We start from the raw sequence: 26,627 nt of genomic DNA, 5'->3' as shown, positions 1-26,627 counted from the left end.
ACAAGATCATGAATACAGACATCCATCACTACATCACTAAAAGTAACCAGGCTGAATGGCAGCCTCTCGTGGAAAAAAATGTTCACTACAAAGGAATATTCGTGAAGTCGCTCCGGTACGACGAAGCCGCCGGGCGCTCAAAAACCATCCTGCTCAAATTTGAACCCGGTGCGCATTATCCTTATCATAACCATCCCGCTGGTGAAGAGATCTTTGTGCTGAGTGGAGATGCGGTGCTCGAACATGCAACACTGCTGGCAGGCGACTACCTGTACACACCGCCAGGCTTCCGGCACTCCGTTACCAGCAAAACCGGCTGTGTCCTGTTCTTCGTGATCCCTGAAGAAGTAGAGCTTCTTCCCGGTTCAGGTGAATGATAGCTGTTTTGTTCCCCGTTTGTTTTATCCGGGGAACAGTTGTTCATCAATCCGCTTTTTTTGCCGGAGATGATGTCTCATATGCATCTCTGCAAACTGAAGCCATTCCAATGAACTAAAAAAAAGCAAACCCGGATGTTCGGTTTTTCCGCCTGCCGGTGAGGGATTTGCAGCGTATAAGGTATTCACGGCTTGTTTTACGCGCAACAGGCCCTGCAACAGCTCCTCTTTATTTTGTGGTTGTCTTGAATAAGGGTCGTTGGACGGGTTTTCGACCAACATATCCGGGAAGTCGTTCTTTGCAAATATGGCTTTGGCATGTTTATGCATTGCTTTTTCATGGTTGGCATTGTCCACCAGTGCAGCTTTCATCTGCTCATAAAAAAAGGTGGTATCGGCAATAATGTGCAGGTACACCTGTCCCAGCGACCAGGCGTCTTCCCGGGGTTTGCGGCAAAGCATCTCTAACGTGTAGTCGTTGAGGTAAGTAATCCATATTTCAATGGTTTCATTGAAATGCCGGAGTAAAGTAGTGGTGTGATTTGTTTCCATACGGATTGATATGTAGTGGTGTTAACAAGTTATTCTGCTATAATTACTTTCACGCCGTGCTCCTTCAGCGTTTTCACGGTGTCTGCAGATACCAGGTTATCGGTAATAATATAATCCACCTGTTCAAGGCTGCAGATGCGACCTATGCCACGGCGGTTAAATTTGGAGCTGTCGGCCATGATGACCACAGTTTGCGCCAGGTTAATCATTTTCATATTGAGGCTCGCCTCCGCCAGGTTTGTAATAGAAAGACCAAATTCCATATCAATCCCATCTACCCCGATAAATAATACCCCGCAGGAAATATCATCCAGCAGCCGCTCTGCAAAGGAACCCGCAGCCGAAGAAGAGGTTTGATGAATGAGGCCGCCAATCTGCAACACATCTACAAAGGGGCGGTTACATAGTTCCAGCGCCACTTTCAGCGCAGGGGTAATTACCGTGATATGTTTCGACGGATGCAGGTAACGGGTCAGCTCAAAGGCGGTGGTGCCGGAGCCAATAATGATGGAATCATTCATCCCGATAAGCGCTTCCGCTGCTTTGGCTATCTTTTTCTTCTCTTCCGTTTTGATAAACTCTTTCTCGTTGATCGGCCGCTCCACCGTATAAGGATTCTGCGTTGATCCGCCTCCTTTGGTACGGTATAATAACTTTTTCTCTTCCAGTAGTTTGAGGTCTTTCCGGATGGTTACTCCTGATACCTGCAAGGCATCACTCAGTTCCTGGATATCCACTTTCCCGTTTTCCTGCAATTTCTGCAGGATAAGCTGATGTCTGTCTGTAATATTCATGGAAAGTTGAATTTCTTCTTTATGTTTAAATTTCTTTCATCAAATATAAAATTATTAATCAAGACTCTACTGTCCTTTTCTATACAACAGCCACCATTATAGTTAAAACTCCCTGTTAGCCTGGAAACCATCCCGTTTCCCTACACTTAAAAAATATTTAAAAAGATTAAATAGTTTACTTACATTTACTTTAATTTAATTAAATTTTGTTTAATTTAAAGGTAACATCGATTGCGCAACCGTATGTTCCAACGTTCATGAATTCCACCATCAGTCCGGAAAAGGTCAGACGAATCAACGGGTAACGGATATCAACAAACAATTTCATGTTATAGAAAAAAGGGTCAACCAAAACAAAACAATCCAGTTATGAATCACTTAAGCTGCACAGCTATGTACAAAATGTACATGCTCTGTTTCCTGCTGCTTGCATGGCCGTGTGCATTATCCGGCCAAACGTCCCGGAAAGTACAGGGGCAGGTTACCAACGACAAAGGAGAAATACTGATCGGTGTGAATGTAAGAGTGAAAAGCAGTACTACCGGCGTTACCACCAACACAGAAGGGCGCTACCAGCTGGCCGTACCCGGTAACGAATCTATTCTCCAGTTCTCTTTTGTGGGTTACACCCCGCAGGAACTCCCCGTTGGCAACCGCAACACCATCGACCTCCAGCTCACCTCCTCCGCCAAACAATTGCAGGACCTGGTAGTAGTAGGTTATGGAACACAAAAGAAAGTAAACCTCACCGGTGCGGTGGACCAGGTAGGCAGCGAGGTATTTCAAAACCGGCCGCTCACCAGCGTTACCCGTGGTTTACAGGGCGTAATTCCCAATCTCAATATCCGTATGACCGATGGCAAGCCTACCCGCAGCGCTACCTATAATGTACGCGGCACCACCTCCATCGGCGCCGGCGGCAGCGCCCTCATACTCATTGATGGCGTACCAGGAGAACCTTCGCTCCTCAACCCCAACGATATAGAAAGCGTCACCGTGCTGAAAGACGCAGCTGCTGCAGCTATATACGGGTCACGGGGATCGTTCGGCGTTATCCTTATCACCACCAAAAGCCCGGCGAAAGATAAAACCACCCTCAACTACGCCGGCAGCTACTCCATTAACGAACGAACCATCAAACCCAAAATGGTAACTAACGGTTACGAATGGGCCAAAAACTTCGACGACGCATTTACCTCGTGGAACGACTATGCCTCGCACCCGCAAAAAGCAAACTCCGTGTTCCCGTTCTCGTTAGATTACCTCGATGAACTGAAACGCAGAAACGACGATCCGTCCCTGCCTAAAACAGATATCAATCCCACTACCGGCGAATATGTTTACTACGGCAACACCGACTGGCTGAAAGAACTCTATGCAGATAACAATCCATCCATGGAACATAATCTCAGTCTTTCCGGCAGCAGCAAAAACGTGAGCTACTATCTCTCCGGCCGGTACATGGCACAGGATGGGATCTTCCGTTACAACCCGGACAACTTCAAAACCTATAACCTCCGGGCACGCGGCTCCGTACAGGCGTTACCGTGGCTCAAAGTGGAAAATGATCTCAACTTCACTCAAACAAATTATTTCTACCCCATATTAAACCATCCCAGTAACACACCCGTGTGGAGAAGAATTTCCGATGAAGCCTTCCCCATCGCCATGCTCCGCAACCCGGATGGCACACTCACCGAAAACGCTTCCATCGTCTTTGGCAGCTTTATCTCCGGTAATAACCAGTCAGAACTGAGTCGCGCGCAGATCCGTAACACCTCCCGCTTTACCGCTACCTTCTTTAAAAATAAAGTACATGTAAACGGCGATCTCACCTTCTGGCGGCTCAACGATGTGGAAACGCGTATATACACGCCCGTGCCCTACAGCAAAAAGCCAGGCGTGGCACTGGAACGCGGCGAAAGTAAGATCAACGAAAACGACGATAAAACAAACTATCTCGCCGCCAACGTCTATGCCGATTATGAACATACCTACCGTAAACATTACTTCAAGGTAATGGCCGGCTATAACTATGAAAACTCCCTGCTGAAAAGCAGGTACATCCAGCGGGATGGCATCATCAACAATGAACTGCCCGACTTCTCCCTTACCAACGGACTCAACTTCACCATGAGAGGCGGCGGTAACGAATGGCGCACACTCGGCGGCTTCTTCCGCATCAACTATAACTTCGATGAACGCTACCTCCTGGAAGTAAACGGCCGGTACGACGGCACCTCCAAATTCCCGCAAACGCAGCAATGGGGTTTCTTCCCATCCGCTTCCGCAGGATGGAGGATCTCCAAGGAAAAGTTCTGGAACATCCCTTATAAAGTGGTATCCGACATGAAGCTGCGGGCATCATATGGCACCCTCGGCAACGGCAATATCGCTCCTTACAAGTTTCTCGAAACCATGAGCGTAACGCAAATGGCCCGTATTCTGAACGGTATCCGGCCCGACTATACGCAGCAACCCAATGTAATTCCCAACGGACTTACCTGGGAAAAGGCGACCACGCTGAATGTTGGTACTGATCTCGCATTGCTCAACAACCGGCTCACGCTCACGGCCGACTGGTACACCCGCAAAACGAAAGATATGTTCACCGACGGATTGCCGCTCCCCGGTGTATTCGGCGCCACCGAACCCAAAGGCAACTATGCCGACCTGGAAACAAAAGGCTGGGAAATATCTATCGGGTGGAAGAATAAAACCAATGGCAGCAAACCATTCAGCTACGATGCCCGACTGGTACTGTCTGATAATAAAAGTGTGATCACCCGCTTCAATAATCCACTCGGCCTCATCAACACCTACTATGAAGGCATGCAGATCGGCGATATCTGGGGATTTGTAAACGACGGTTACTTTAAAGATCAAAATGAAATAGATACCCGTGGCATCGACCAGAGCTTTATCCGCGTATCCGCCGCCAACAAAATATTACCAGGCGATATCAAATTTAAAGATCTTAACAACGATAAAAAGATCAATGAAGGCGCCGGCTCACTCGCTGATCCGGGCGATAAAACGGTTATCGGCAACAGCTCCCCGCGTTACATGTATGGCTTCACCGGCAACATGGAATGGAATAATATCTTCTTCTCCTTTTTCCTGCAAGGTATTGGTAAAAGAGACTTCTGGCCGGGAGCCGACAACTCCCTGTTCTGGGGCGCTTATAACCGCCCTTACAGCTGGCAGCCGGTGGATGTGGTGAACAATGTATGGTCGGAAGAAAAGCCCGACGCCTACTTCCCGCGCATGCGTGGCTACACCGCGCTAAACTCCCGCGCCGAACTACAGGTAACACAATCCAAATACTTACAGAACGCAGCTTACCTGCGTCTCAAAAATATTACACTGGGATATAACCTCCCCGCATCACTGGTGAACAAAGCCGGTATGGCCAATGCGCGCATTTACGTAACCGGCCAGAACCTGTGGACCTGGAGCCCGATGTACAAGTACGTGAAAACAATGGACCCGGAAGTTATTGAAGGCTCAGATCCTGAGCTGAACGATGGCTCCGGAAACGGGATGAGTTATCCTATGCTGAAAACCTACACTATAGGGATCAATGTAACATTCAAATAAAATGATCATGAAAAATATTCTCTTCCTGGTTGCCGGATTGATGATCATGAGTGCATGTAACCGTGATCTGAACCTGAAACCATTTGATAAGCTGTCGCCTGAAAATGCTTTTAATACCGAAAAGGACCTGCAGTTATACGCCAACTCCTTTTACCTGGATTTGCCCGATGGCAGTGATATTGTAAGGGGAGATGCCCTGAGCGATTACCTGGTGGGCAGAACCCTGTCCAACTACATCTACGGCGCCTTTGGCCCCACCGAAGCCACTGGCTGGAGCTGGAGCGCACTGCGCAAAATCAACTACTTCCTGGAACACGCCGGCAACGCAAAAATTACAGACGAAGCCAAAGAACATTACATAGGTCTCGCCCGCTTTTTCCGCGCCTGGTTTTATTTCAATAAAGTAAAACAATTCGGCGATGTGCCCTGGTACGATAAAAGCCTCGCTGCGGACGATCCGGATCTTTACAAAGGCCGCGATCCGCGCACGCTTGTAATGGACAACGTACTGGCCGATCTCGACTATGCGTGTAGCCATATCCGTAATACCAAAGATAACGGCGCATCACAGGTAACAAGATGGGTAGCCCTTGCCTTTAAATCAAGGGTATGTCTTTTTGAAGGCACCATCCGCAAATATCACCCGAAACTGAAGCTTGCCGGCACGGCGAACGACTGGCTCGACAAAGCCATTGACGCCGCCAACCAGGTGATCAAAGGAAACCAGTATAAACTGCTGACTACCGGCTCCACCGATCAAAATTACCGCAACCTGTTTATCAATGAAACACCCAACAGCACAGAAGTACTGCTGGCGGCCGTTAATAATAAAAGTCTCCGTGTATTCAACGATGCCAACTGGTACTGGACCAGCGCCACTTACGGCGGCCGGTACAGCTTCATCAAAACTTTTATCAACACCTATTTAAATACGGATGGTACGCCTTTCACCGCACAAGCGGATTTTAATAAAATCCCTTTTGCACAGGAAGTAAAGAACCGCGACCTCCGCCTGAAACAAAGCATCCGCATGGGTAACTATTCCCGCGATGGTGTAGTAACGCCGCCCGACTTTACGTATACCTATACGGGTTATATGCCTATCAAACTGGCGGTGGATGCGAAAGCGACCGATGGTCTGGCAGAAAACTTTAACTCCCTGCCACTGATCCGGTATGCAGAAGTATTGCTGAACTATGCGGAAGCAAAAGCAGAGCGTGGCAACTTTACTACGGAAGACTGGAACCTCACCATTGCTCCGCTGCGGCAGCGTGCGGGCATCACCGTTACCACGCCGCCGGTTACAGCAGATCCATATCTTCAGCAACATTATTTTCCTGGTATAAATGATCCGGCACTGCTGGAAATACGCCGGGAGAGAGGCATTGAGCTGGCATTGGAAGGATTCCGCTACGATGATCTGAAGCGCTGGCATCTCGGCAACCTGCTCACCATGCCCTATGATGGCATGTATGTACCCTTCCTCAACACACTGATGGATCTGAATGAAGATGGGAAAATGGATGTTTGTTTTGTAGAGAAAATCCCGGCGACAAAAGTACCGGGCGTATATTATTTCCTGATAGACAAAGTACAGTTCAAGCTCAGCAACGGTACCAACGGCAATCTGCAGCTGTTTGATAACCTTGTGCGCAAATACGAAGACCGCAAATACTTCTATCCCATTCCATACAACGAAATCATCTTAAACGGCAACTTAATCCAGGACCCGGAGTGGGCAAATTAAATAAAACGAAAAACCTTAAACAAGCAACCGTATGTTATCAGGTAACAATTCCACAGTAAACAAAACATTTTTCGAAAAGGCCGGACTGCCCCGGCAGCTGCTCTTTGGCTACATCGGCATCATGATATTCATGATGGGTGATGGTATTGAACAGGGATGGCTAAGCCCATACCTGGTATCACATGGCATGTCGGTGCAGCAGTCGGCCACCCTGTTTACGGCCTATGGCATCACCATCGCCATCTCCGCCTGGTTTTCCGGCGTACTGGCAGAAGGCTACGGCGTAAAGCGCACCATGTTCACGGGTTTGATCCTCTACATTCTCGGCACCATCGGGTTCGTCGGATACGGCATGCCGGGGCTCAACTACCCGCTGATGTTGCTCTTTTACGCATTGCGTGGATTTGGTTATCCTTTGTTCGCCTACTCCTTCCTGGTATGGATCGCCTACAGCAGTCCGCGGCAGCAACTGGGTCGCGCTGTAGGCTGGTTCTGGTTTGTATTCACCGGCGGACTCAATGTACTCGGCGCGTACTATTCCAGCTGGGCCATTACCCGCTTCGGGCACCTCAATACTTTATGGACCTCAGTTTTCTGGGCGCTGCTGGGCGCACTGTTTGCACTGGTACTGAATAAAGGAAGTATTAAGAAAGAAACTGCCGGCGGCTCGCAGGTAAAAGAACTGATCAAGGGGCTCACCATTGTGAAAGAAGAACCCAAAGTATTATTGGGTGGTATTGTGCGCATCATTAATACCACGGCGCAATTTGCCTTCCCGGTATTCCTGCCGATGTATATGGCGAAACATGGCTACGAAACCACGCAATGGCTGCAGATCTGGGGAACCATCTTCACCGCCAATATCATCTTCAACCTCATCTTTGGCTTTGTGGGCGATCGCATGGGATGGCGTAATACTATCATGTGGTTCGGCGGCGTAGGATGTGCAGCCACTACCCTGCTGTTTTATTACGCACCACAGATATGGGAAGGCAATTTCTGGATGGTCATGACGGCCGGCATACTTTGGGGCGCCTGCCTGGCGGGCTACGTACCCCTGTCGGCGTTAGTACCTTCCCTGGTGAAAAAAGACAAAGGTGCGGCAATGGCTATTCTGAACCTCGGCGCCGGCTTACCTGTTTTTGTGGGCCCTGCAATTGTAGGATTATTTATCGGCAGCGCAGGCGATGCAGGCGTTATCTGGATCCTGGCGGCCCTTTACCTGGTAAGCGCCGTCATCACCCGGTTTATCACCCTGCCGGACAATGCAAAAACATCTCATCATTACAGCAATACAACGGAAACCATACAATTATAATACACATGAAAATCTTAATCACTGCCCCTTATCATGAGCAGGGGCTGGAAACATTGCAGCGGCAGTTCGGAGAAATTATTTACCGGTCGTGGAAGCCTCATGGAAGGGCATACAATGAAGACGAGCTGCTGGCCATGCTTTCAGACACGCAGGCCGAAGCGCTGATAACAGAGCACGATCACGTTACTGCAAAAGTAATAGCCGCCAATCCCCAGCTGCAGTTTATCGGCGTATGCCGCGGCACACCGTCCAACGTGGCAGTGAGCAAAGCCACTGAAATGGGAATTCCGGTATTCTTCACACCTGCCCGTAATGCGCAGGCCGTAGCAGAACTGTTTATTTCCAATGTAATCATGCTGTTGCGTAATACCATCCCCGGCATCAACTGGCTGAAAGGCCGCAACTGGCAGGCAGGTGCGCACGACTCCTACCTGCACTTCAAAGGCAATGAGCTGGCAGGCAAAACTATTGGCATGGTTGGCTTTGGCGCTATCGGCCAGCTGATTGCAAAGCTGGTAAAAGAATATCCCTGCCCCATCCAGTTCTTCGATCCGTATGTGGCCGAATACAACAGTGATTACCGGAAAACAAGCCTGGAAGATTTATTTGCTACCAGCGATATCGTATCCATCCACCTGCCGGTTACCGCAGAAACAAAAGGGATGATCAACGGCCGGCTCCTGAAAATGATGAAAAAGGAGGCCATATTTATCAATACCGCCAGGGCTTCGGTCGTGCAACGGGAAGACCTGCTGGAAGTACTGGAAAAAAAATCGATCCGGGGGGCTATCTTAGATGTTTTCGATCATGAACCACCGGACGAACTGGATTACAGGATCATTGACCTTCCACAGGTAATTGCCACCCCGCACATTGCGGGCGCCACCTTTGAAGTGGAAGATCACCACGTTGAAATTATGAACAGGGCCTTGCTGCAGTGGTATGCACATGCCAACAGGCACATAGCCGAATTAGCCAACAAAGACATACTTAAAGTTCATTTCCAATGACAACACAGAACACCTACATCATTGTGGACATAGGCACCGGAAACGTAAGGGTGGCAGCAACTTCCCCGCAGGGACAGGTATTAAGCGTTGCCCGGGAAGACATACATTACATCAAAGATCCGTTGTACCCGGATGCCCTGTATTTTGAGCCTACTCAGCTATGGCTTCAGGTAAAGCGTTTAGCCGTGCAGGTACTCTCCGGTATTCCCGGCACGGTGGTAAAAGCCATTACGGCTACCAGTCAGCGCGAAGGTATTGTGCTGTTATCCGCCACCGGCGAATCGCTGACCGGGTTGCCCAATATCGACCACCGTGGCCGGGAATGGGAAAACACCATTGCCGATAAAAGCAGGGTGTACCAGCTGACAGGGCGTTATCCTACCTCCCTGTTTTCTGCCCTGAAACTGGTGGGCATCCGTGAGCGCAGGCCCGAACTGTGGCAGCAATGCAGCACGTTCCTCAGCATCAGCAACTGGATAGAATTTATGCTCAGCGGTGTAGCGCGGTATGAGCATTCACAGGCATCGGAAACATTGTTGTATGATGTAGCGCAAAAACAATGGTCGGCTGAGTTATGCGAAGTTTTTGCACTGGATGCCGCATTGCTGCCGCCGCTCGCAGACTCCGCCACTATACTGGGAAATATCCTTCCTGGAGTAGCACAGGAACTGGGGCTGCCTGCCACCGTGAAAATAGTAGCCGGTGGCGGCGATACGCAACTTGCCATCAAAAGCACGCGGCCGGCGGTAGACGACGTGGTGATTGTTTCAGGCACTACCACTCCTATTGTGAAGATAACGGGCACGTATACACTGGATGCGGAAGAAAGGACCTGGACAAGCCGTGATATAGAACCGGGACGCTTTGTATTTGAAGCCAATGCCGGTGTAACCGGGCTAAACTATCAGCGGCTGAAAGAAATTTTTTATCCTAATGAAGATTATGAAGTGATTGAAAAAGAGCTGGAAGAAAACACCCATACGTTTTGCATGGCCTCCCTGGGATCGTTGCTGGCTGATGAAGAAGTGTCCCTTACCCGCGGTGGCTTTATTTTTCCCGCGCCGGTATCGCACCTGCTCACCCGCGGCTCTTTTGTATGGGCCACCATCCTGGACATTGCCTGCTCCATCGTTAAAAACTACCGGATACTGGCTGCTACTGCCGGTCATGATCCAGATTATATCTGGGCCTGTGGCGGCGGACTGCAAAGCCGGGTGCTGCGGCAACTCATCGCCAATCTCACGGGGAAAAAGGTACAGATCAGGAAAGAATACCAGCAATCATCTGCCGTTGGCGGCGCGTTGATCTGCAATGAGGCGCTGCAGGTAAATGCAGTAATGGAGGATGCTACCGAAGTAATCCATCCTGTTGATACTGCCTATTACAGCACATTGTATGCTGAATGGGAAAAAACCCGGCATTATTTCCGGGGCATGAACTAACTACTTAAAATTCGATTATGGCAACAGCTTGTTTCATAGGCATCGACGTAGGTACACAAGGCGCCAGGGTGGTATTAATGGATGCCACCGGCAACCTGCTGGGCAGCCGGGAGGAACATTTCCCGTTGCATGAAAAGATGCGGGAGGAGCAGTCGCCCACCGGCTGGTGGGATGCCTGCCTTGCGTGTTTGCATCAGCTCCTGCAGGACGCCTCCGTGCAGCCGCACCGGCCACTTATCAGGGCCATAGCCGTTACTTCTACGTCCGGTACCATCGTACCCGTTGACCGCCGGCACCGGCCACTGCATAACGCCCTGATGTACAGCGACGGCAGGCAGGTGGAGACCGGGAAGCTTTGCCGGGAGACCGCTCTCCGGTATCACCCGCATGGCTATACGTCGTTTAATACTTCCAGTGGACTATCGAAAATGTGCTGGTTTGTACAACAATATCCGGAAGCAGCCCAACAACTTTATAAGTTCATTCATGCGGCCGACTATATCACCGGGCAGCTCAGCGGCCGCTTTGATATAACCGACGCCACCAACGCACTGAAATCGGGATATGATGTGCAGGCGCAGGAGTGGCCTTCCTATCTCTGGGAGCACCTGCCCCTGCAACAATCGTGGCTGCCAGAAGTAGTGCCTGCGGGTACTCCGTTGGGAAAGATACAACCCGGTGTGGCAGCCCTCCTCCACCTGCCGAAAGACGTGACCATTGTAGCTGGTATGACAGATGGCTGTGCCTCGCAGATTGCGGCGGGCGCCGTTTGCCCCGGCGACTGGAACACCACCATTGGTACCACCCTGGTGGTGAAAGGAGTAACTACCCGGTATATCGATGATCCTTCCGGTGCATTGTATTGTCACCGGCACCCGGAGGGATACTGGATGCCGGGGGGCGCCAGCAATACCGGGGCGGACTGGGTATCTCAAAAATTCCCTGGTGATCTTACGGTGCTGAATGAGCAGGCGTTGCGGATCATACCCACCGGCCACCTCTCCTGGCCGCTGCTGCAACACGGAGAAAGGTTTCCGTTCGTGGCGCCGCAGGCATGCGGGTTTGAAGCCGCGGGACTTTCTGCCGTTGAAAGCTATGCCGCCGGCATGGAAGGTGTGGCTTATATAGAGCGCTATGCCTACCAGATGATCCGGCAGTTAAGCGGCGAAGCGGTGGAAAAGATTTATACCGCAGGCGGCGCCAGCAACAGCCGCGCATGGCTCACCATCCGCAGCAATGTGCTCAACCTGCCCATCATTAAAATGAAACACGTAAGCGGCGCTGCCGGTGCGGCTATCCTGGCGGCGTCCAAAACATGGTACCACACCGTTATGGAGGCAACAGCTGCAATGACCCAGGTAGCGGAAGAGATACTGCCTTCGCCATCTCCCGTAAAAACCTACGATGCCAGCTACCTGAAATTTATACAACTGCTGAAAGAAAAAGGATACATTTCAACTTATGAACATGCTTAATATTTACCTGTTAAGACACGGACAAACCGCCTGGAACGCCGATAATAACCGCTACTGCGGCAGGTCCGACATTGCCCTTACGGCAAAAGGCATCGGCCAGGCAGAAGCCGTGCGGGAACAACTGAAAGGAATTAACTTTGCCGGCGTATATTCTTCCCCGTTAGAGCGGGCATATCAGACCGCGCGCATCGCCGGCGGAATGGATGTTATTAAAGATAACCGTCTTATTGAAGCTGATTTTGGTAACTGGGAAAAGAAAACAAAGGAAGAATTTATTGCCGAAGATCCGCAGCTGTGGCATAACTGGATGGACGACCCAGGTCAGCACCGCGCCGGTGGCACCGGCGAAACCGGCAGCGAAATCGTTGCCCGTGTGGATGAATTTTTCCATGACCTGCTACAGCAACATGACCATGGAAACATTCTTGTAGCAGCGCATAATGGTGTAAACCGCCTGTACCTGGCGTATAAGCTGGGCATGCCGCTGAAAAATTACCGGATGCTGGTGCAGGACAATGCCTCTGTTACAGTATTTAACCTGTCGGCTCACGAACCTTTTACATTACAACACCTCAATGCAAAATTCTGATCATGATAAAAGTTATTGCCAGAACCTTACTGCTGACAGGCGCGTATCTTACCTGCCAGCTTAACACACAGGCTCAATCACCTGAACTGAATGTGCTGAACATCCGCAACAGCCAGGATCTGCAGGCATTCTTTAAGTATACCGGGAAAGATATTCCCTTTATCAGCGGGCATCGTGGCGGTGTAAACAAAGGCTTCCCGGAAAACAGTATCGAAGCCTTTGAAAATACCCTTCGGCATACGCCCGCCACTTTTGAAATTGATCCCCGGCTTACAAAAGACAGCGCCATTGTGCTCATGCACGATGCAACACTGGACCGCACCACCACCGGCAAAGGAAAAATTTCCGATTATACACTGGCGGAACTTAAACAGTTGCAGCTAAAAGATGTGGAAGGAAATATCACCAATTTCCGCATTCCCACCCTGCAGGAGGCAATTGTGTGGAGCAAGGGGAAAACAGTGCTCATCCTGGATAAAAAAGATGTGCCTTTTGAGATGACCGCAAAGATCATTAAAGACAATCATGCCGAAGGAAACGTAATGGTAACGGTACATACCGCGGAAGAAGCCCGCTGGTACCACAGCCGCAATAAGGATATTGTATTCGAAGCATTTGTAAAAACACAGCAGGCGTTGGAAGAATACGAGGCCGCTAAAATTCCGTGGTCGCATATCATGGCGTATGTAGGTCCGGATAACAAACCGGCTCTGAAGGAACTTTACCAGCAATTAAACAAGCGTGGTGTGATGTGTATGATATCCACGGCGCCCACCTACGATAAGCTTCCTTCTTCCGCCGATCGCAGTGCCGCTTACCAGGCGATTATCCGCGATGGCGCCAGTCTTATTGAAGCCGACCGCTCCATAGAAGCCGCAGCGGCCATCCTGCCATTAGTTCCGGTGCATAGCGCCAAAAAGAAATTCTTCGGTAAAAAAAGTATTTAAAATACGAAAGCGTCTTACAATATAACTGTAAGACGCTTGTTTTATACGGCAAACTTATGGGGTCTTCATCCGTTTTAAAACGATTGCCTTTCTTCGCTTCCACCCAGTAATCACCGGGTCTTCATTTGTTAATTTCCCTTTGGCATCTATTTGCCCCAGGCTTTTTGCCAGTGCCTGGCTTAGCTTCGCCGCCTTCCGGTGCGCTTTCATCCAGGTAGTCCTGGTTTGATGCACATTATCTTCCAAAGATTTGATCCCTTTGTTAATTGTTTCCAGTTCTTTTTTATACGCTTTCTGCTTCCGGAAAATGATCATTAACCGGTTATAGGCAGCAATGGTCAGCGGATCATTGGAAAGCGCTTCGTTATACAAGGCAATAGCGCCTGGCAGGTCGTCTTCCGCCTCCAGTTGCCTCGCCTGTTCCAATAAGCTCTTATGGGAAATTTTATCCGCCATGCAACGGGTTATTAATGACCATTCAGGTATTTGATCACATCGCTTCTCATCGGCCCGGCTTTTTTGATGGCGTCTTTAATTTCCTGGTGGGTTTTAGATGGAAACTGCTGATGCAGGTATTCCACTTCTGAAGGGTCCTGGCTATCTACCCGGATATCATCCTGCTTGCCAACGTTTTTTTTATCGTCTGCCATAACAATGAAATTTAGGTGAAGAACTAATTACTTTTCCTTTCAGTTGCCGCAAATTATATGCCCTGACCGATAACAGGTGTGGGACAGAAAAGCGGTGCGGAATTGCAGAAACTGCTCCCCAAAATGTAGCGGCCGTACATCGTAAAACCGGTTTCAAAGAAGGCTGCAACGTGTTCGCATTAATAGGATTATTATTTGATAAAAGGCTGCTATACAAACCAGGTTTTTATGAAAGCGATCGCTGCGGGCCTATTTGGTACTTTATTAATGACGGGCGCATTATATCTTCTCACCGCCATTACCGGTAAAAATTATAAAGTGGTGGGAGTGCTTGCTACTATGGTTACTAATCATACAACACCGGATAAGGGTTTAACCCGGAAGCCGGCAGACCTCTTAACCGGCATCATACTGCATTACCTCATAGGTGTGTTTTTCGCCATTATTTACTTTTACCTGTGGCAGGCCGGCATAGGACGTCCTACCTTGTCCTGGAGTATCGTATTTGGGTTACTGAACGGTATTTTCGCGATGGGGTTCTGGTTTACTTTTATCCGTCTCCACCCGCGGCCGCCTGCCATCCCGGTGATGTCGTATGTGATGGCGGTTGGCCTGTCGCATGTATTATTCAGTATAGGCGTGCTCATTGTTTATACGCTATAACCCAGGCAGGGAAAAGCATTGCGTGCTTTTCCCTGCTGTTGCTCATCTTCCTATGCATTCCATACGCCTTCGGCAGCGGTTTTCCGGGCATAGTCTGAGAAGTCCCGCGGCGCACGGCCCAGGGCGCGTTGCACTCCATCAGTGAGATGGGCATTCCGGCCATCCAGTACTTCAGCAAACAAATAGGTGACCAGCCAGATGAAATCATCGGGGATGTTATATTCAACGAGCATGGCTTTGTATGCTTCCATGGGTATTGCCTGGTATTGGATTGGCCTGCCGGCGGCTTTGGCTATTTCCCTCACCGCTTCTTCAAAGGTCATCAGGCGGGGACCGGTAAGTTCATATAGCTGGCCGTTATGGTTTTCCGTGGTAAGCGCCGCAATGGCTACGTCTGCAATATCATCCACATCCACAAACGGCTCTGCAACGTTTCCGGCCGGAAGCGCTACATGGCCGGCCAGCAGCGGATCTAAAAGATAGCCTTCACTGAAATTCTGGCTAAACCAGGCGCATCTGAGAATGGTCCAGCTGATCCCGCTGTTCATAATGACCTGCTCGCATGCCTGCGCTTCTTTTTCTCCGCGGCCCGACAACAATACTATTTTCTTAACACCGTTTTTCACCGCTGTTCCGGTAAATGAACGTACCGTATCCACTGCTCCGGGTATCGCCAGATCCGGGTGATAGCTGAGATATACGGCGTCAATACCCTGTAAAGCAGGTTCCCAGGTGGATGTATCTTCCCAGTCGAAAGCCGGATTGGCAGAACGTGATCCGATACGTACGGGCCATCCCTTTTCTGTGAGTTGTGCTGCCACCCTGCTGCCGGTTTTACCGGTGCCGCCTAATACGAGTACTGTTTGTTTGGTAGTATTTGCTGTTTTCATGATCTATTTTTTCTCAAAGCTACTATGGCGGTTACCCGGAAAATAGAACAAAACCGACACCGCGATATTTTCTTCTTACTTCAGCAATTCAAACTCCTTACTGGTAATGGTCAGCACCGTACCATGCCGGATGCCTTGCGGCATAGATAATTTGTCGGATACGTCCATCCACGTTTTCAGATCAGTAGATTCCACTGCGCCATAACGGTGCTGGGTATACTTATCGAAATACACGATCCACTTACCGGCGGTATGCAGTGCCGTAGGACCTTCCGCCCAGTAAGGCCCGGTAATAGGCGCAGAAGGCTTCTCATAGCCCCCTGTTAAAGTGTTGCTGACTGCTGTGCGGATATTTTTCTGTGGCGGTGTTTTGGTTTCATCTTTCAGGAACATAATAAACCGGCCCTGGTCAGGTACAATGCTCGCATCTATCACGTTAAAGCCCTGGTCGTATAATAATTTCGCCGGGCTGAAATGCTGGAAATCTTTTGTGGTAACATAATACAGCCGGTGGTTATATTTTTCGTCGCCGGTAGAATCGCCGGCGGTGAACCGGCCGGGGATCGTGGTGGCCCAATAGATCATATATTCTTTACGCCGGGCATCGTAAGTAATTTCAGGCGCCCAGCAGTTTAAGGCGCCCGGTTCATGCGCCATCACGGGGATATCCCTTTGCCCGGACCAATGCACCAGGTCGGCCGATGAAGCATAGCCGATGCTTTTTTCCTTCCAGCTCACGGTCCATACCATATGAAACCGGCCATCGGCGCCACGGATAATGCAGGGGTCCCGCATCAGCTTATCCACTCCGGCGGTGGGCGTGAGCACAGACTGGTCGTTGTGCAGTGCCAGCCACTTATAACCATCCCGGCTATACGCCAGGTGCAGTCCATCCTGCCCGTTGTCTTTAAAATAGGCAAACAGGTATACCGCATCCTGTGCGGTGGCGTTATGCAGGAGTCCTGCTAAAAAAATAAGAATAAATAGTTTCTTCATAAATGACGGATCAACCTTAAATATACATGCAACGATTCGTTTTTCGCAGTCATGGTACCCTGGTAACAAGGCTTTTTTCAGGCCGCGGGTCTATTATTTCTGCCAACTTATTATATTTACCCTCAATTATCCAACCGCTGCTATCCCGAACTGCTCATGAAGAAAACGATTACTCACAGCAACATGTTCCGTCAGCTGAAGGCTGACCTCGGAGGTAAGGACTCTTACCGGGGGGTTACGCTTACCTATACGTGGCTGGCCAACCAGTTTGGTCACTTTTCACTGGGGTTTATTCCTGCATTCATTTTATACCTGGTGCTGAGGCATCGTATGGAAGAAACGCGCGCTGCACTTACGGCCGCCTGGAGTATCAGCGCCGTTTGGCTGGTATTTGAGGCCATCAACTTCCTGTGGCCTTTAACCTTTGGCAAGAAAGGCGGCGTAAAGTCATACGTATTTCAGCCTGCCTGGGGCAATGTGGCTTTTGATACCATCACGGATCTGCTGTTTTTCTGGCTGGGTGCGTTTTTCTGCTCCCTTTTATGTAAAGATACCATGGTGGCCAGGGCCATCGTAATAGTAACTGCGGCGTTGCTGCTCTACCCCACCTATTACTGGTATCTTACCAAAATGTACCTGCAAACGCCGGGCTATCCGTTTCAGTTCCGGCTGAGCCAATGGAGCACCGAACAGATTGCCCCCGAAGATATCGACCTGATCAGGCGTTTCCTGGATAGTAAAACACAAGGGATGCATCTGTTCCTGTTTGGGCCGAAGAACAGCGGCAAAACGAGTTTGAGCGTGGCCATCGCCACGGAACTATCCATCCGCCACTATTCGGCGGTGTATACTTCCGCCATGAAGCTTTACTGCATGTTTTATGAACACGACGATGACTCCACCGCCGATGTGCTGTGGACCTGGCGCAAAGCCTCCATCCTGGTGATAGACGATATCAATCCGGGCAACCCGGTGAAAGAAGACCTGATCACGTCCGACCGCTTCCTCAGCTTCGTGGATGGCTCCTCTACCAATGACATTAACAGAACCGCGTTAAAGGATACCAATGTTATCTGGGTGCTGGGCAACGACGACCAGGACCGTAAGCTGTCTGCCACCTGGCAAAACATGCTGCACAGCATAGGAGTGGAACGGGAAAAAATGCTTTCCCTCAACCTGGAGCGGTATGTACGGAAAAATAAAGCGGCTAAGGCAGAATATGATTTGCAAATGCAAAGCTGATGAGATGGGTCAGGCTTTTTACCCCGAAACGTTTATACATCGGTAAAATCCTTTTCTCAATAGCTGACTGCGATACCCCGAACCGGGCGGCAATTTCCTTGAAGGAATAACCTTCCGCCACCAGGGAAAGGGCGTCTTTCTCTTTTTCTGAGATGGCATAATACCGGAACAACTGCTTGTTCAACTCTTCCTCAAACTCGGATTTTTCAGGCCCGTATGCCGCATAGCGCATCACGTTTCCGAATTTAATGCTCTCATTTTTCTGGGAGTGGCCAATGATGCTGGTCACCTTTCCCTGTTCGGTGGTAAATACGCCCACTTTACTGATGAGGGGTATGGGCGTGCCGTTTTTGTGGATCTTCTTCAATTCGATGGTAAAGCTGTATTGTTCGTCGCCAATAGATTTATTGTGCAGGAACATCAGGGCTTTATCGTTCAGCTCATTGGAAAAAGGGGCATATTCGGGTGCGGTAATATTTACAATGGTGAGCATGCTGATCTCGTTATCTGCATAGCCGAGCAATTCCTCCCAACCGTCAGCATACAACATCTTATTTTCTTTAAACGAATAAATATAGATGGCTTCATCCGCAAACCGGCGGATCGTATTTTTAAAATGCAAAGCTTCCGGGCTGGTCAGATCAGCCGGAACATCAGTTATAAATCCTTTCGAGTAACTTCCAAACCCCAACTTATCAGGATGCATCTTTTTGATCGTAAAAATAATAAAGAATAGCATAACCTGCGAATTTTCGCAGTTGATTCACTGGCTGCTGCGCTATACTTTTGCCCCTGTAATACAATCCTTTAAGGATTAACAAGAAGAATAGCTGATGGCCTTTTATCCGGAGATCCCATCAAAAGCAGACCTGGCAACGGTTTGTATAATGATGGTATCTCGGTAACACCCCAATATTAGTTTTTAACAAGTGTGTCTTAACGTCATTGTTGGTAACCCGGCCCCATTCAATAAATACAATGTTCCCCAGACCGGTGCAGTAATACAGAACTGCACCGGTTTTTTCTATTTTGAGATATCAATTGTTATTTTACTTTTTTACTCACCATCCGTCCCAGTTCTTTCCCCGCTTTGGCATATGCATCACCAATCCGCATACCGGTAGCGAACTGCCCCTTTCCACCTTTCATATCATTCATCATAATTTTACAGATAGATTTTTTCAGGTTGGCCCGGTCGTATATTTCAACCTCCAGGTTCACGGCGGCCTTCTGCGAAGAAACAGCCACGTTATAGCCCACCTCAATAAATTTTGTCCGCACCACCATTAAATATTTACTGGCGGAATCCTCGGTAAGTTTAATATCGGAATATTTGGTAAAAAGCTCTGAGAACTCGGGTTCATAATGTTTTTTCCTGTCGGCAAACCAGCTCTCCTCCCACTTGTCGCCGGTTCCCGGCTCTTTAGCTTCCTTTTCTGCTTTTTTTCTTTTGAGATAGTTCGCCTCTTTTCCTTCTGTTCCTACGGTTACTTTATTGTAGTCGAAGGATACGCCCAATTCTGTAACATCCTTCAGGAAATCAAGCTTTCCTTTTACCAGGTCCTGTGCTTTTAATTGGGTTGTTGTGGTCATAGCTGCCACTAACAGCAGCAGGGTGAAAATTCTTTTCATACGGTAAGGGATCTGTTTTTTATCAAAAATATAGGTAATCCGGCGTGTTATAAACACTCCGTGAGCAAACATAAGTTTTAAAGCGCATTATTCCTTCTCCGCCCGGAAGGAGCCATTAGGCTGGATGGATGTTAACGCCACCACCTTGTCTTTATCATCCCTGATAAACTTCACCTTGTACTCTTTCAGCCCCTGAATACGGAAGGTACTGCTGTCGATTGCTTCCAGCGTATACACCGGTTGCCCAGGCACTACCATGGTAAGTACCTGCTTATCCGACAGTTTGATCTGGATCGGCATGGAGGCCATTTTATAAGCGCCCACAAATGGCGCCAGCGAGGCGGCAGATAATACCACCTGTTGTAGTACGCGCTCAAATATAACCGGGTCGCCGGACGGGTCATAGGCAAAACTCAGCCGGTCGATATCCCCGCTGTTATTCATCAGGAATTGTACTCTCATGTTCGACTTGTACTTTACGTCAATCGCCGTATCTGCAGCATCGTAAGGAGAGAAAATATTATAGTCTTCCTGGTTGAGGTACCAGGTCACATCGGGGAATGTGGCAAACAGGGAATCTCTCTTTACAGCAATATCAAAGTTACCATAAGCATCATTCTTAAACACTCCCGCGAATGCCGCTGCCGGGTGTGTAGGAGGATGCGGCCTGGAGGCAGAATCCCGGTGAGGCGCGGGGTCTTCCTCCCTTTTGCCGGGTTTAGCTTTAGGACTGGTCGCGGCTGCAATGCCCAGCAGCCGGTCGGTGATCAGATTGGTCACCTTAGTGGGGATAGCGGAATTATTCTGATTGCTCAGCACCACGATGCCAATACTATCTGTTGGGTAAAAGGTAGTCAATGCCGTGAATCCATCTATATTCCCGCCGTGTTCCACGCGGTAATGACCACGATAAGAAAGCAGCATCCAGCCAAGCCCGTAATTGGCAAACTGGATATACGGTGTTTTGGTATCCGGTTCTCCGCCAGGAATGACCATCTGGGAAGAAATGGCTTCTTTCACATAGTCTGCCGGGATGATTTCCTTCCCGTTATACTTCCCGCCATGGATCCAGGTGATCAGCCACTTCGACATATCCGTTACCGTGCTGTTGATAGCTCCGGCGGGGCCCATTGCTACTATCGGGTGATACTTCATTTCATTAATGCCTTTCTCCCTGCTGAACTCATATCCGTGTGAGCGCTCTTCTGCAGCGGCGAGGGCAATAGTGCCGATAGAAGATTCACTCATGCCCAGCGGTTGAAAAACCCGGCTGGCAATGTTTTGTTCCCACGATTGCCCCGTTAACCGCTCTACCACCATTCCCTGTACCATAAACATAAAGTTGTTGTACTGCCAGCGGGCGCGCAAAGGCGCATTGGGCTTCATATAATGGATGCGTTTCAGCAGCGAGTCACGCGAATCCGTTTCAAAAAGATACCATGCAAGGTCGTAGCGCGAAAAGCCGGTACGGTGGCACATCATATCACGTAAAGTAACCTGGGTATTGAGATAGCTATCCGAAAAATCCAGTGCAGGCAGGTAAGTGGTAGCCGGTTTATCAAAATCAACCTTTCCCTCTTTCCGCAAATCGCCCAGCAAAGTGCTGGTAAATGCTTTGGTACAGGAGCCGATGGCAAAACGGGTATGTTCTGTCACCGGTAATTTTCGGGTCATATCCCGGTAACCAAAGCCTTTTGAAAATATCACCTTATCTTTTTCCACCACAGCCACGGCAAAGCCGGCGCCCTGCGCATCCTGCAGGATATCCGTCAGCGCGGCGTCTATCTTTTCAAGTTTATTATTTTTGGCGGGAGTTTGAGCAGTGGCCACTGCTGCAAAAATTAAACAACACAGGCAGGAGATCCACCTGTTAATTCTAGGTACTGTCATCGGGTTACTTTATTACCGTATAAGATTACAGTAAATAACCGGATTTAACAAACGCCTGCAACGAATCTCCCGACAATGACTATTTTTATGATCTATGACTCTTCCTGCTATCAAAACGGTCCTTGTTCTTGGCGCGAATTCCGATGTGGCCAAAGAAGCGATATTATTATACCTGGAAAAAGGCTATCATGTTATAGCCGCTTCACGCAGCACCGCCGACATCGCATCGTTTATGAAAGCCAGGAAGGCAGCCGCTGAGCAACTGACCATCTGTTACTTTGACGCCACCGCTTTTAACGATCACGCCGGGTTCTATGCCAGTCTGCCGGTTAAACCCAACATCGTGGTATATGCCGCAGGCTTCCAGGTTACCAATGAACAGGCACTGGTGGATTGGGAAGGCAGTTACCGGATGATCAACGTGCATTATGCCGGCGCCCTGTCTATTCTTAATCTCATTATTTCGGATCCCGAAAACGATCACCTGGAAAGGATTATCGGGCTGTCGTCGCTTTCGGGCGTACGCGGGCGCAAGAGCAACTTTGTATACGGCAGCACCAAGGCTGCCTTCACACAATATCTTGCAGGACTGCGGCAATACCTGTTCTCCAGGAAAATTATTGTTAATGTAATTATAGCAGGATACATCCGCAGTAAAATGACAGCAGGACTTAACCTTCCCGAATATTTACTGATGGAGCCTTCTTTTATTGCAAAAACTATCGTGCATGCCGGTAACCGTTTTGCCATTGTGCCGGGCGCCAAATGGAAAATTATTTACCAGGTGCTGAAGTATATGCCGGAAAGACTGGCAGCCCGGCTGCCTTAATGCACCGGTGCCTGAAGCCGCCCACCCAGGGACTGCTATTAACCGCCACAGGCATTTCCCGGTACAATAAATTTGAATTTCTGTAAAAATGACCGATATTAGATATCAGGAAAAGAAGCCCCAAAAGACGAGTAACTCCAAATCAATACCCCAATAACCTCAATTAAAGACGGGGCTCTCCGTGTATTCAAATCAACCCCAAAAAAAGATCATGGAAGCACTTGAAAAAATCTTCTTTGTAAACGTAGGCGCTGATGGCACCTTTGCCGATTCAGGTCACCTCTCCACTACCCCGGCTGATGTAGAACAGATCTTTAGCTTCCTCGAAGAAAAAGATATCGAAAAACTGCTGATCTATTTTCACGGGGGATTAGTCAGCGAAAAAAGCGGGCTGAAAGCTGCTGCTGTCATGAAAGAACACTTCGCCGACGCGGCTGCAAAAAGGCACACCGTGGCCTTTGTATGGGAAACCGGCCCCGCTGAGGTAGTGATGCAAAACCTCAAAAACCTGAAGGAACTTACCGGGAAAGGCGTGTTCGATGAAATCGTGAAATTCGTCACCAAACTGGTTGCCAAGAAACTCGGTCTGGATGATGCCAAAGGCGGGGGCACCTACCTCAGCGATGAAACTATTGCCGTAGAAAAACAAAAGATCGCCCCTTTTGAAGACCTCGACAGATCCCTGGACGCCCGCGGCGGCACCCCGCTTGAAATAGATGAGGAGGACGAAAACTACAGCACCTACTACGCCAAACTGGAAACAGAAGCCAAGGGGCTGGTCAGTGCCGAAGGATCAGAAGAACTCAAATATGAACAGGCCGAAGGCGATGAAGTGGCCAGGGGCGGAATGCTGTTTGTGGCCAAAGTGGTAGCGCAGATAGCCTTTGCCGTGTTAAAACGCTACTTCAAAAAAACGCACCACGACTTCTACCCCACCATCATGGAAGAAGCCTTCAGGAAATTGTACCTCGATAAAATCGGCGGATGGGGCTGGAAACAAATCAAAGATAAATCCGGCAATATGTTCAACAGCAACAGCGGGGTAACCGGCAACAACCTGCACGCCGGTACGCACTTCCTCTCCTTGCTGGATACGCACCTGCAAAAAAGAAAGGCCGCCGGAAAAAAGCTGGATATAGAACTCATAGGCCACAGTGCCGGCGCCATTGCCGTATGCAATTTACTGGAAGCCACTGCCAATCATTTCAATGCCGTAACCTATAACAACGTTTTCTTCCTGGCCCCTGCCTGCAGAACAGACTTCTTCCTGCAGAAAGGAAGCCCCGCGCAGGAAAAAGGCGTGTTTAAACATTTTAAGATGTTTACCATGGATGAAAGCAACGAGAAAAAGGATCATTGCATTCCTTTCGCTTACACCCACTCCCTGCTATACATGGTGTCTGGCCTGTTTGAAGAAGAAGTGGATGCAAAAATCATGGGGCTGCATGAACAACTGAAAGCAACCGGCCGTTATGAAGACTTCGATGAACTGAAAAAACTGAATCAATATATCGGCAATAATAAACTGATCCTCTCCACCGATCTCGAAAATGCAGACGAAAGCCTGCGATGCAGCTCTCTTAAACACGGCGATTTTGATAACGACACACTCACTTTAACCGCTATTCTAAAAAGCATATAAACCATGGAATATGCAATTATAATAGGTATTGACCATTATGATAAAAGGGCACTCTCCGGGGCGGTAGCCGATGCAGAGGCATTTGCAAAATTCCTGACCGACATGCAACTTGTTTCTAACCCCGATAATATCAAACTACTGAAATCCGATGCCAGCAACCAGATTGTGATTGGCTATGAAATTGATAGTGCCATAGAAGCGATCACAGAAAATGCGAAAGCACACAGGAACGAAACCAATCGCATCTATTTCTATTTTTCTGGTCACGGCATCGGCAATACCTTTAACAACACCGCACTGTGCATGCGGTTCTGGCCCAAAATGATTAATCACTGTATCTCCAGCCTGGATTACCTCACCGGGCTAATCAACAAGGGAATCTTTGATGAAGTGCTGTTGTTCCTCGACTGCTGCCGGGAAAACGACACCATGATAAAAGGTTTGCCTCCTATCGGCGACTGGCAGAATAAAGTGGGCGAACGGGTACCCAGGGTACTGGTTTGCAATTCTACCATCTATGGGAAACTAAGCTATGAAGTGTCTATCGACTCCAACCAGAAAAGGGGCGCCTTTACCTCTTTTCTCATTGAAAGCCTGAAAGGCGATGCCGATATCAACAACAGTGGCAAAATTACCGCGCTGGACCTGAAACAGCATATAGAAAGCAATTTCCCCACGTATGCCCTGAAATATAACAAAATCCAGAACGGCAGCGCCTCCACCGACAATGGCGGCGATAACATCGTGATCTGCGAAGTAAAAAAACTGGAAGAAGCCTACAACTTCGAGATAACCTTCAACCGCAATTCCAATGTGACCCTCTATAATAAAAACGCCGACAAACTGCGTACAGCCGATGTAGTTACCGGCGAGAAATGGCACTACAAACTGGAAAAAGGAAATTATGTTTTACTGGACAATGTAAGTGGTGAACAAAAAACGATCATCAACTTTTCTGAAAACACTGTGGGTTATGAACAATTCTGATGTAAAATTCCATATTACCGTAGCTTTCAATCAACCTGTGGAAGGATTGCACCTCATACTCGTAAACGGGGATCTGCAGATCATTTACGCCGGGTATACTGCTGAACTGGATATGTTTGTGGACAAAGGCATCTACCGCCTGAAAGTGAACCTCATCGACTACTACCAGGAATATCTCCTCATTGTAGATGCCGATAAAACATTTCACTTCGACTTTGACTATCCCTCCGTTGCGCCCATCTTATCTTTTAAAGCCACGCATGATTACTTATGCAAAAACCTCGAAGCATCCAGCCTGCAATCCACCAACCCGGATACGCCGCACCGGCCCAGCTTCCTGTTCTTTGGCGCCAAATACGATAAAAACACTTTCCCCGAACTGGTTCCTGTTAACCTGCTTACCAGCTACTCCATCCTCAGCAGCACCAATGATACACTGATTGAATTCAACGCCGATAACACCCGCTTCAATAATGAAGAAGGCTGGTTCATCTTTTCCGGAAAACTGGAGAATGGACTGTACTTCCTGAAAGCCAATGGTACGGAAGATCCCAGGATCTTTCCATTCTACATATATGATCATTATCAAACGCAGTTCTTTATCCGCTATCACAATAAAGCGGATATGGAGAATTGCTTCTTCTTCTATTCCAATAAACAATCATTCAGCAGGGATGCAGAAGAATACCTGGTGCTGGACAAAATCATGTATGCTTTCAAAGACTATAAAAATTTCCAGCAACTCACCGACAGCGATCACCTTCTCATCCGGGAGCATCCTTTCCTGGTATCACTGGTCCGCGCCCTGCAAATACTGGCTACCGGGGAAAGTACGGACTTTACAGATTGCGCATTTCTGCCACTCCCCGATCTTGAGCTGCTGACGGGCAACAAACAACTCTTTGAATTAAATAATCTTTTGCCGGTACTTTCCGCCGTGATGACCCGGTTTGCCGTTAATGAAAATAATGGCGGGATTAATTTTGAGCAGGAACTACTGGTGGATATGGTGATCGATTACGTTAAATATGATCTTTACTGGAATAATTTTTCACAGATAGATGCACCTTACAGCAACCTCACCGGCTTCATGAACCGTTTAGACGAGCTTACGAGAAGCTTTATTACCCATCCTTACATCATTAATGTTAAAGGGAATACCTACCAGGAACGGCTGATCCAGGCCGTTACCCGCCTCATTGCCACCAACCAGACAAAGGAAGCCATTAAGCTGCTGACAAGAGCGGATAGCATTTCCACGATAGCGCAGCAATTAAATTTACCTACCAGCCAGGTATTCCGGAACTTTGATACTTACAACGATATTTATAATAAGATGAAGCCTACGCAATGAG

Annotated in this window: 24 protein-coding genes; 15 read left to right on the top strand and 9 right to left on the bottom strand. The window is 48.7% G+C overall.

The features are described 5' to 3' along the window. Positions 1–8: 8 nt before the first annotated feature. Positions 9–377, top strand: coding sequence for a cupin domain-containing protein (locus tag ACLHR0_RS18670; RefSeq protein ID WP_436488597.1), 369 nt, complete (start codon positions 9–11; stop codon positions 375–377). A gap of 24 nt (positions 378–401) precedes the next feature. Here the strand turns inward: ACLHR0_RS18670 and ACLHR0_RS18665 are convergent, their stop codons facing one another. Then, on the bottom strand, positions 402–929 hold the full coding sequence (locus tag ACLHR0_RS18665) for a DinB family protein (protein ID WP_436488596.1): 528 nt from the start codon (positions 927–929) through the stop codon (positions 402–404). Positions 930–958: 29 nt separating this feature from the next. Next, a complete protein-coding gene (locus tag ACLHR0_RS18660) occupies positions 959–1,723 on the bottom strand; it encodes a DeoR/GlpR family DNA-binding transcription regulator (protein ID WP_370911723.1) in 765 nt (254 codons plus the stop codon). A 369-nt stretch (positions 1,724–2,092) separates the two neighbouring features. Between ACLHR0_RS18660 and ACLHR0_RS18655 the strand changes: the two genes are divergently transcribed. From ACLHR0_RS18655 to ACLHR0_RS18620, 8 genes are read left to right on the top strand one after another with little or no spacing between them, the layout of a single operon-like run. Then, a complete protein-coding gene (locus tag ACLHR0_RS18655) occupies positions 2,093–5,323 on the top strand; it encodes a SusC/RagA family TonB-linked outer membrane protein (RefSeq protein ID WP_436488594.1) in 3,231 nt (1,076 codons plus the stop codon). A 7-nt stretch (positions 5,324–5,330) separates the two neighbouring features. Next, complete coding sequence (locus tag ACLHR0_RS18650; protein WP_436488592.1) at positions 5,331–7,070, top strand: RagB/SusD family nutrient uptake outer membrane protein; 1,740 nt, start codon at positions 5,331–5,333, stop codon at positions 7,068–7,070. Between the two features lie 31 nt (positions 7,071–7,101). Further along, a complete protein-coding gene (locus ACLHR0_RS18645; protein ID WP_436488590.1) occupies positions 7,102–8,388 on the top strand; it encodes an MFS transporter in 1,287 nt (428 codons plus the stop codon). Positions 8,389–8,393: 5 nt separating this feature from the next. Beyond that, complete coding sequence (locus tag ACLHR0_RS18640) at positions 8,394–9,398, top strand: 2-hydroxyacid dehydrogenase (RefSeq protein WP_429046372.1); 1,005 nt, start codon at positions 8,394–8,396, stop codon at positions 9,396–9,398. Further along, complete coding sequence (locus ACLHR0_RS18635; RefSeq protein ID WP_436488588.1) at positions 9,395–10,840, top strand: FGGY-family carbohydrate kinase; 1,446 nt, start codon at positions 9,395–9,397, stop codon at positions 10,838–10,840. The genes ACLHR0_RS18640 and ACLHR0_RS18635 overlap by 4 nt, the downstream gene beginning before the upstream one ends. Positions 10,841–10,857: 17 nt before the next feature. Continuing rightward, on the top strand, positions 10,858–12,315 hold the full coding sequence (locus tag ACLHR0_RS18630) for an FGGY-family carbohydrate kinase (RefSeq protein ID WP_436488586.1): 1,458 nt from the start codon (positions 10,858–10,860) through the stop codon (positions 12,313–12,315). Then, positions 12,308–12,904, top strand: coding sequence for a histidine phosphatase family protein (locus ACLHR0_RS18625; protein WP_436488584.1), 597 nt, complete (start codon positions 12,308–12,310; stop codon positions 12,902–12,904). The genes ACLHR0_RS18630 and ACLHR0_RS18625 overlap by 8 nt, the downstream gene beginning before the upstream one ends. Positions 12,905–12,906: 2 nt before the next feature. After that, positions 12,907–13,851: a glycerophosphodiester phosphodiesterase family protein gene (locus ACLHR0_RS18620; RefSeq protein ID WP_436488582.1), complete on the top strand. Its 945-nt coding sequence runs from the start codon at positions 12,907–12,909 to the stop codon at positions 13,849–13,851. A gap of 54 nt (positions 13,852–13,905) precedes the next feature. Here ACLHR0_RS18620 and ACLHR0_RS18615 read toward each other — a convergent pair whose 3' ends face one another. Both ACLHR0_RS18615 and ACLHR0_RS18610 read right to left on the bottom strand, forming a co-directional pair. Further along, positions 13,906–14,307, bottom strand: a complete 402-nt coding sequence (locus ACLHR0_RS18615) for a hypothetical protein (RefSeq protein WP_436488580.1) — start codon at positions 14,305–14,307, stop codon at positions 13,906–13,908. Positions 14,308–14,318: 11 nt separating this feature from the next. Continuing rightward, positions 14,319–14,501 carry a DUF3606 domain-containing protein gene (locus tag ACLHR0_RS18610; RefSeq protein ID WP_370911713.1) on the bottom strand — a complete coding sequence of 61 codons (183 nt, stop codon included), beginning with the start codon at positions 14,499–14,501 and terminating at the stop codon, positions 14,319–14,321. 228 nt (positions 14,502–14,729) lie between these two features. Here ACLHR0_RS18610 and ACLHR0_RS18605 point away from each other — a divergent pair, with 228 nt between their 5' ends. After that, positions 14,730–15,164 (top strand): hypothetical protein, encoded by a 435-nt coding sequence (locus tag ACLHR0_RS18605; RefSeq protein ID WP_436488578.1) that lies wholly within the window; start codon positions 14,730–14,732, stop codon positions 15,162–15,164. A 50-nt stretch (positions 15,165–15,214) separates the two neighbouring features. Here the strand turns inward: ACLHR0_RS18605 and ACLHR0_RS18600 are convergent, their stop codons facing one another. Further along, positions 15,215–16,054: an NmrA family NAD(P)-binding protein gene (locus ACLHR0_RS18600; RefSeq protein ID WP_436488576.1), complete on the bottom strand. Its 840-nt coding sequence runs from the start codon at positions 16,052–16,054 to the stop codon at positions 15,215–15,217. Positions 16,055–16,129: 75 nt separating this feature from the next. After that, positions 16,130–17,050 (bottom strand): glycoside hydrolase family 43 protein, encoded by a 921-nt coding sequence (locus ACLHR0_RS18595; protein ID WP_436488574.1) that lies wholly within the window; start codon positions 17,048–17,050, stop codon positions 16,130–16,132. Between the two features lie 156 nt (positions 17,051–17,206). On the opposite strand from ACLHR0_RS18595, the gene ACLHR0_RS18590 reads away from it, so the two are divergent. Then, on the top strand, positions 17,207–18,292 hold the full coding sequence (locus ACLHR0_RS18590; protein WP_429046359.1) for an ATP-binding protein: 1,086 nt from the start codon (positions 17,207–17,209) through the stop codon (positions 18,290–18,292). Here ACLHR0_RS18590 and ACLHR0_RS18585 read toward each other — a convergent pair. From ACLHR0_RS18585 to ACLHR0_RS18575, 3 genes are all read right to left on the bottom strand, one after another. Then, the gene (locus ACLHR0_RS18585; protein ID WP_370911708.1) at positions 18,258–19,031 is read right to left on the bottom strand and encodes a LuxR C-terminal-related transcriptional regulator; all 774 of its coding nucleotides are present in this window, start codon (positions 19,029–19,031) and stop codon (positions 18,258–18,260) included. The genes ACLHR0_RS18590 and ACLHR0_RS18585 overlap by 35 nt on opposite strands. 305 nt (positions 19,032–19,336) lie before the next feature. Continuing rightward, the gene (locus tag ACLHR0_RS18580; protein ID WP_436488571.1) at positions 19,337–19,924 is read right to left on the bottom strand and encodes a hypothetical protein; all 588 of its coding nucleotides are present in this window, start codon (positions 19,922–19,924) and stop codon (positions 19,337–19,339) included. A gap of 87 nt (positions 19,925–20,011) precedes the next feature. Beyond that, positions 20,012–21,814: a serine hydrolase gene (locus ACLHR0_RS18575; RefSeq protein WP_436488569.1), complete on the bottom strand. Its 1,803-nt coding sequence runs from the start codon at positions 21,812–21,814 to the stop codon at positions 20,012–20,014. A 94-nt stretch (positions 21,815–21,908) separates the two neighbouring features. Between ACLHR0_RS18575 and ACLHR0_RS18570 the strand changes: the two genes are divergently transcribed. From ACLHR0_RS18570 to ACLHR0_RS18555, 4 genes are all read left to right on the top strand, one after another. Then, positions 21,909–22,643, top strand: a complete 735-nt coding sequence (locus ACLHR0_RS18570) for an SDR family NAD(P)-dependent oxidoreductase (RefSeq protein ID WP_436488567.1) — start codon at positions 21,909–21,911, stop codon at positions 22,641–22,643. Positions 22,644–22,854: 211 nt separating this feature from the next. After that, positions 22,855–24,285 carry a hypothetical protein gene (locus tag ACLHR0_RS18565; RefSeq protein WP_436488565.1) on the top strand — a complete coding sequence of 477 codons (1,431 nt, stop codon included), beginning with the start codon at positions 22,855–22,857 and terminating at the stop codon, positions 24,283–24,285. 3 nt (positions 24,286–24,288) lie between these two features. Then, positions 24,289–25,272 (top strand): caspase family protein, encoded by a 984-nt coding sequence (locus ACLHR0_RS18560; protein ID WP_436488563.1) that lies wholly within the window; start codon positions 24,289–24,291, stop codon positions 25,270–25,272. Beyond that, on the top strand, positions 25,259–26,626 hold the full coding sequence (locus tag ACLHR0_RS18555; RefSeq protein ID WP_429060768.1) for a hypothetical protein: 1,368 nt from the start codon (positions 25,259–25,261) through the stop codon (positions 26,624–26,626). Before ACLHR0_RS18560 ends, ACLHR0_RS18555 begins: the two co-directional genes overlap by 14 nt. Position 26,627 lies beyond the last annotated feature (1 nt).

The sequence above is a fragment of the Chitinophaga sp. ARDCPP14 genome, from assembly GCF_051362515.1.
Taxonomy (GTDB): domain Bacteria; phylum Bacteroidota; class Bacteroidia; order Chitinophagales; family Chitinophagaceae; genus Chitinophaga.
The sequence above is the reverse complement of the archived record's forward strand: the minus strand, read 5'-3'. Positions and strand labels throughout refer to the sequence as shown.